Origin of the sequence: Martelella sp. UBA3392, from assembly GCF_002358775.1 — a bacterium.
GTDB classification, from domain to species: Bacteria; Pseudomonadota; Alphaproteobacteria; order Rhizobiales; family Rhizobiaceae; genus Martelella; species Martelella mediterranea.
Genome location: NZ_DEPM01000220.1, coordinates 2,162 through 8,914, shown reverse-complemented (window position 1 = coordinate 8,914; position 6,753 = coordinate 2,162). Strand labels below are relative to the sequence as shown.

Sequence of the window (6,753 nt, the reverse complement as noted above, 5' to 3'; positions counted from 1 at the left end):
GACCGGCAGGATGACGAGCCAGTCCGTCAGCGACGTCGGCGCCATTGTCAGCGCGGCGGAAGGATCGATTTGGTAAGCGGAAGCTGCCATGGGTTGAGTCTTGATATCCCCGTTCAGTAGCCGAGCGGCGGCATGGGCTGGTCCTTGGGCTCCGCCGCCCGCATATCGTCGGTATCATCGGTATTGAGATCCTGATAGGCGCGGTAGGTCAAAACCAGAAGGAAGGCAAAGAAGGAAAAGGCGATCACGATCGCCGTCAGGATCAGCGCCTGCGGCAGCGGGTTTGCCGTGCCCGATGGCAGCGTGTCCATGCTTTTCGGGATGATCGGCGGCACGAAGCCGGTAACCCGCCCGGCGGTGAAGATCAGCAGATTGACCGCATTGCTAAGGATGGCGATGCCCAGCATGATGCGCACGCTGTGGCGCGACAGCATCAGGTAGATCGCGGCGGTAAAGAAGATGCCGACAAGGCACGAGAGCACGAACTCCATCAGACATGGTCCCTTTCTTCAAGGGCCAGGAAGATCGACGATATCGCTCCAAACACCACGAGATAGACGCCGATATCGAAGGTGGTGACCGTCGAGATCGGCACTTCCACGCCGTAGATCACCGGATAGATCCAGTGCGCCGTCATGAACGGCGTGTGCGCGAAGATCGAGATCAGGCCCGAGAGCGCCGCGAGCAGAAGCCCCGCTCCGGCATAGGCCAGCGGATGGAAGTGGATCGCCCGGCGCACCGCCGAGACCCCCATGGCAATGCCGAAAATGGCGATTGCCGAGGCCGCGATCAGGCCGCCGATAAAGCCGCCGCCGGGCGCATTGTGGCCGCGCAGCAGGACGAAGATCGAAAACAGCATCATCAACGCCGACAGGAATGGCGCCGCCGTTCTGAAGATCAGCGTGTTCATCGGACCTCGCTTTCTGTCGGTTTCTTGGGGGTGGTGCCGGTCGTGGTGTTGCGCAGCCGGATCAGGGCCAGAATGGCAAGTCCGGTGATCATCACCACGGCAATCTCGCCGAGCGTATCCGTTCCGCGGAAGTCGACGATGATGACGTTGACCACATTGTGTCCGTGAGCGATCACCTTCGAATAGCTGTTGAAGAACTCCGACAGCCGGTCATTGAACGGAACCTGGGTGACGCGCATCAAAAGCAGCGTGAAACCGAGCCCGCAGATCACGGCAAGCGCGCCGTCAAACAACCTTTGTCCCATCGCACGATGGTCGGACGGCGTCAGGTTGAGGCGGGTCATCACCAGCGTCAGAATGACCACCGACAGGGTTTCGACCATGAACTGGGTGAAGGACAGGTCGGGCGCGCCGAGCAGCAGAAACAGGACGGCCACCGCAAAGCCCTGAATGCCGAGCGTCACGATCGCCGTCAGCCGGTTATGCGCCCCGATCACCGCGCCAAGCCCGATCACTGCGAGCAGCAGAATGACCCAGTGCGCGAGGTGGAGATCTTCCGGCAGGCCCTGCCATACCGGCAACTCGCCGAACGAGAACAGCGAGGCCATCAGCACGGCCGCGACGAGCACAAAGGTCGCGGTGATGTAGAATTCCAGGCGTCCCGGCTGGATCGTCTGCGTCACCCTGAACGACAGCCTCACAAGGCCGCGCATGAAACTGTCGAACCACAGATCCGGGCCGGGTCCAAGGCGCGTCAGCATGGCTGCAATCGCAGCCCTCAGCGCATCAAGCCGCCAGTAGATCACCAGCGCGATCGCGACGGTCAGCACTGACAGCGCCAGCGGCAGGCCGATATGCGGGATCAGCGACAGATGGATGCTGATCTCCTCGCCCGCGACGGCGCTCGCCATCGGGCCGGAGAAATGGGTGTTGAAATAATGCGCGAACACGGCCGAAAGCAGGCCCGCAAGGCCGAGCGTGACTGGCCCAAGCCACATCAGTGCCGGTCCTTCATGCGCATGCTTCGGCGTTTCGGTCTTCGCGCCGATGAACGGCTTCAGCCCGACGCCGAAACCGACCGCGAACATCAGCGCGTTACCGATGATCGCGACGATCAGAAATATGGTCGCAAACGTTGTTCCGGCATCGAGCGATTCGTAGATCCCTTCCTTGGCGAGGAAGCCGACGAATGGCGGCAGGCCGCCCATCGAGATCGCGCCGGCAAGCCCGGCCGCAAAGGTGATCGGCATCGCCTTCGCCAACCCGCCGAGCTTGGTCAGGTCGCGGGTGCCGGTCTCGTGGTCGATCAGCCCGGCGACCATGAACAGCCCGCCCTTGAACAGCGCGTGGGCGATCAGATAGAGCACCGCGCCTTCGACCGCGTGTTCAATGCCCATGCCGGTCATCATCACCATCAGCCCGAGCGAGGCGACGGTGGTGTAGGCGAGCATCAGCTTCAGGTCGGTCTGGCGCACGGCCAGCACCGTGCCGACCAGCAGCGTGACGCCGCCGAACACCGGCAGCACCGTCATCCACGCCGCGGTATCGCCCATCACCGGGTTCAGCCGCATCAGCAGGTAGACGCCGGCCTTCACCATGGTTGCGGAGTGCAGATAGGCCGAAACCGGCGTCGGCGCCTCCATGGCGTTCGGCAGCCAGAAATGGAACGGAAACTGAGCCGACTTGGTGAACGCGCCGCCGAGAACCAGGACGAACGCGGCAATATAGAGCGGGCTCTGCCGCAGCACATCGCCGCTTGCCAGCAGTTCGGAAAGCCCGTTCGCGCCGGTAATATGCTGGATCGTCAGCACGCCGGCGAGCAGAGCCAGCCCGCCGCCGCCGGTCACCACCAGCGCCTGGATCGCCGCGCGGCGCGAGGCATCCTTTTCATGGTCGAAGCCGATGAGCAGGAACGAGGTGATCGAGGTCAGCTCCCAGAAGATGAACAGCATCAGCAGCCCGTCGGAGATCACCACGCCGAGCATCGCGCCCATGAACATGAACATGAAGGACAGGAACCGCGCCTGCTGCGGATGGCCCTTCATATAGCCGCCGGCATAAAGCACGATCAGCGTTCCGATGCCGGTAATCAGCAGCGCGAAGGTCAGCGAAAGACCGTCGATCAGAAAGGAGAAGCGCAGGCCCAGGCTCGGCACCCAGTCATAGCCGCCGGTCAACGCCTCGCCGTCAGCGATGCGCGGCACAAGGCGGGCGAACTGGACCAGCGAAAACAGCGGCAGCAGCGCCAGAAGCCAGGGCGCGAGGGATTTGAAGATGCGGTAGAGGATCGGAGATAAAACCGCCCCGATGAAGGGCAGAAGAAGGGCCAGAAATATAAGTGTCGTCTCACTGGGCGACATAGCATCTCCAAAAATTAGTCTGCCGGGCATTCACGCAACTGAACCTGATCAGTTACGTTAAGTTTAGCATGCGCTCAACCGCGTCCAAGTCTTTTTCACAAGCGCAAAACCGCAAACGCCCTCCATGGCCAGCTTTCCTGCCAAGGCATTGCTTTTTCTGAGCCTACGACACATCTATCGCTACAGACAGCCATTAAACGTGAAAAACCGTTGGAGCGCGACTTTGACAGACATCAATAAACAGAAAAATCCGGCAAGCGAAGAAGAATGGCGCGACAAATTGACGCCGGAGCAGTTTCACATCCTGCGCGAACACGGCACCGAACGCCCCTTTACCGGTCCGTACTGGGACAGTTTCGAGACCGGAACCTATTACTGCGCCGGCTGCGAGACCCCGCTGTTCCGCTCGGATACCAAGTTCGACGCCGGCTGCGGCTGGCCGAGTTTCTTCGAGCCGGTCAGGAAAGACGCCGTGATCGAACTGCGCGACGATTCTCTCGGCATGGTGCGCACCGAAATCCGCTGCGCCACCTGCGGCGGCCACCTCGGCCACGTCTTCCCCGATGGCCCGAAGCCCACCGGCCTGCGCTATTGCATGAACGGTCATGCGATGCATTTCGTGCCTGACGAAAAGTAGCCCCAAGCCGCCGTACTTGACGGCGAGCCTCTGCGCCCTCGATCCCGTGTGACGGATGATTGAGGGCGTAACTTTTTGTTTTATCAGGAATTTACGGCGAAACCGCAACCGGCTCGAATGCCGTTTTTTTTCTAGTATTAGACAGCGCTAACACGAGACCGACCGGCTAACGGCAGCGGCACGAGGAAGCCGGTTACCGTCAGCCGGTCGACCCCACGAGACCAGGAGATGCGGCGGACCTGAGCATCATGGGGCAACTGCTTAAAGCAGCTAAAGTAAACTTGAACGCACACAGAAAATAATCAACCGTTTTTAACAGTTCGCGCTCAATTCAGTCTATTTTATGGTTAATTTCGTGAACTCTATTCGATTAGAGTGACGGACAAAAAAGTGGAGTTCGCTTTTTTGTCAGGCAGCAACCCAGTAGAGGGACTCGCGGCATCGAGCGATGCTGCGGTCGGGCTTCAGCCCACTTCCATCAGCGCCGATTTGAAAACCGGGAGATCGTCACCCTCCGCCGAGCCGAGCACACCCGCGCGGGCGCGCTCGTCGGCGATCTGCCGCCAGCTTGCATCCAGCATGGCATGCAGCGCGTGGATCGCATGTTCGGCATCATCCCTGCCCCGATCCGGATACAGGATGGCAAACAGACCTGCCTCGACATGGCTCGCCGCCTCGCGGCCCCGCAGGTGGTAGCGGATCAGCGACGCCACGGCCGCAGCACTCTCGTCGGCCACGCTTTCGGGAACCCTGAGCACGCCCATGTAAAGCGGTTCTCCGGCCTCGCTCGCCTCTCGCTTCAGCGTGTTGAGCGCGCGGGCGAAGCCGTCCGGCGCCAGCAGCCCCTCGCCCGCTTCAGTCGGCGGCACATCCTCGGCCGCATCGATCATGCCGGCACCCATGGTCTCGATGAAACGCTTGCGGCGCAGATGCAGCAACGCGCGCAGCACCAGTTCGCCGGTTTCGCCCGGCCAGTCCATGCAGTCATCCGCGCTGCGGGCGGCATCGCTTGAGACGACCGACAGGCCGCCCGGCTCGGACAGCGCGAACAGCGGCACGAAGCGCATGCCCGGCACGCAGCGAAGCTGGCCGCAGATCCGCATCGCATCCGGAAGCTGAGGCCCGCCATGAACCAGCACGAGATCGAAACTGTGGCTGGCGGCAAGATAGAGCGCCTCCGGCAGATCGCCGGTGGCGATCGTGGTGGTCAGCGACAGCATGGATTTGAGGATATCCTGCCGAAGCGCCGCGTCCTCGGCGACCACAAGCACCTTCACATTATCGTCCGGCACGGCATCGGCCTGGGTGCGCACCGCGGCGCGTTCCCACGAGCCCGCCTCTTTTTGCAACGCATTATAGCGCAGCAGCGCCGAAATCCGCGCGGCGGCGGCATTCAGATTGTGCTCCAGTCCGATCACGTCGTCGGCACCGGCGCGAAGCGCTGCCAGCCTGAGGCCGGCATCGGCCTTTTCCGGCGTGATGATGGCGACCGGGGCGGCAATGCCCGAATCGTGCTCCTTCAAAATCCCGCAGCAGGAAAGCGCCGGCGCGGTATCCTCGTCATCGACGGCGACGAGGATCAGGCTCGCGGCGTTGACCGCCGCCATCATGCCGTCGCTGTCGGAAAAATCGGCCTGGTAGAAACCGACCGGCCACGAACTCAGCATCGCGGCGAGCGTCTGGGCCACAGCCCCCTCGCCGCCGATCAGAACGATGCTTTCTTCGCCGAAGCTATTCACGGTCGTTTCCTTAGGCATCGCCCAGATAGGTTCTCACGGTCTTGATGAAATTCGGCACCGAAACGGGCTTGGACAGATAGGCATCGCATCCGGCTTCGCGGATGCGCTCCTCGTCGCCGCGCATGGCGAACGCCGTGATCGCGACGATCGGTATTGTCGCCAATTCGGCATCGGCTTTCAAGCTGCGGGCGATGTCGATGCCGGAGCGCTCGGGCAACTGGATATCCATCAGGATGAGCCCCGGCCGGAACAGCCGCGCCAGTTCCACCGCATCGGCGCCCGTGCGGCTTTCCACCGCCTCATATCCAGAGGCTTCCACCAGATCGCGAAACAGTTTCATATTCAAATCGTTATCTTCTACAATCAGAACCTGTTTCGCCATCTGACGCAATCCCCTGGCACCGGCCCATGGTCCGGCTTGCAACGCGCCGGTGAAACGCTAGAATCGCTCTCACCGAATTATGAGCGCATCATCGACCAAGTTTAGGCCGATTTGGTTAAGAAACGGAAATCCGCGTGCAAAATTTTGCCGATCCATCTGAAAATCCCTCGCGCGAACATGCGCTGGCCGTCGAAATTCTGGTCTGGCTTTCCGGCGAGCCGGAGCTTATGAGCCGGTTTTCCGCGCTCACCGGCGTCAATCCCGGCGAATTGCGCGCGCTTTCTCAAGGCTCCGGATTCGAAAGCGCCATGATCGGTTTCATCGCCGGGCATGAGCCCACCCTGATGGCGTTTTGCCATGACTGCAAGGTGAAGCCGGAGACAGTTTCCTACGCCTGGCAGAAGCTTGAATATGGCGGACAGGTCGATTGAAAACGGTTGAACACGAGGAGCTTTCCGGCCTGAAGATCGGCGACCGTCCCCTGGTGGTCGTTGATGTCGACGAGGTCGTGCTGCAATTCCTCGACCCATTCAAGGCCTTCCTCAAGGCCAATGACCATGAGTTGGTGCTTGAGACCTTCAGCCTGAACGGCAATGTGACCAGCCTTGCGACCGGCGAAAAGATTCCCGATGCCGATGTCGGCGCCTTTCTGGCGGCATTCTACGACGCCCAGGAGGAATGGCAGGAGCCGTTCGAGACCGCGCGCGAAACGCTCACCGGCCTCA

At 61.3% G+C, this 6,753-nt stretch carries 7 protein-coding genes and 1 pseudogene; 3 read left to right on the top strand and 5 right to left on the bottom strand.

The features are described 5' to 3' along the window. Positions 1–113: 113 nt before the first annotated feature. From B4E36_RS17835 to B4E36_RS17825, 3 genes are read right to left on the bottom strand one after another with little or no spacing between them, the layout of a single operon-like run. Positions 114–491 carry a Na+/H+ antiporter subunit C gene (locus tag B4E36_RS17835; protein ID WP_292054628.1) on the bottom strand — a complete coding sequence of 126 codons (378 nt, stop codon included), beginning with the start codon at positions 489–491 and terminating at the stop codon, positions 114–116. Further along, entirely contained in the window at positions 491–910 is a 420-nt protein-coding gene (locus B4E36_RS17830; protein ID WP_292054629.1) for a Na(+)/H(+) antiporter subunit B, read from the bottom strand. The genes B4E36_RS17835 and B4E36_RS17830 overlap by 1 nt, the downstream gene beginning before the upstream one ends. After that, positions 907–3,270 (bottom strand): putative monovalent cation/H+ antiporter subunit A, encoded by a 2,364-nt coding sequence (locus B4E36_RS17825; protein ID WP_292054630.1) that lies wholly within the window; start codon positions 3,268–3,270, stop codon positions 907–909. The genes B4E36_RS17830 and B4E36_RS17825 overlap by 4 nt, the downstream gene beginning before the upstream one ends. A 223-nt stretch (positions 3,271–3,493) precedes the next feature. Between B4E36_RS17825 and msrB the strand changes: the two genes are divergently transcribed. Further along, positions 3,494–3,907, top strand: a complete 414-nt coding sequence (msrB, locus tag B4E36_RS17820) for a peptide-methionine (R)-S-oxide reductase MsrB (protein WP_292054631.1) — start codon at positions 3,494–3,496, stop codon at positions 3,905–3,907. A 464-nt stretch (positions 3,908–4,371) separates the two neighbouring features. Here the strand turns inward: msrB and B4E36_RS17815 are convergent, their stop codons facing one another. Both B4E36_RS17815 and B4E36_RS17810 read right to left on the bottom strand, forming a co-directional pair. Then, complete coding sequence (locus B4E36_RS17815) at positions 4,372–5,646, bottom strand: hypothetical protein (RefSeq protein WP_292054633.1); 1,275 nt, start codon at positions 5,644–5,646, stop codon at positions 4,372–4,374. A 10-nt stretch (positions 5,647–5,656) separates the two neighbouring features. After that, the gene (locus B4E36_RS17810; protein ID WP_018066640.1) at positions 5,657–6,028 is read right to left on the bottom strand and encodes a response regulator; all 372 of its coding nucleotides are present in this window, start codon (positions 6,026–6,028) and stop codon (positions 5,657–5,659) included. A 134-nt stretch (positions 6,029–6,162) separates the two neighbouring features. Between B4E36_RS17810 and B4E36_RS17805 the strand changes: the two genes are divergently transcribed. After that, positions 6,163–6,459: a DUF3572 domain-containing protein gene (locus tag B4E36_RS17805; RefSeq protein ID WP_292054637.1), complete on the top strand. Its 297-nt coding sequence runs from the start codon at positions 6,163–6,165 to the stop codon at positions 6,457–6,459. After that, positions 6,456–6,753 (top strand): annotated as a pseudogene (locus tag B4E36_RS17800) (hypothetical protein); the annotation flags it as partial. The gene B4E36_RS17805 and the pseudogene B4E36_RS17800, both read left to right, overlap by 4 nt.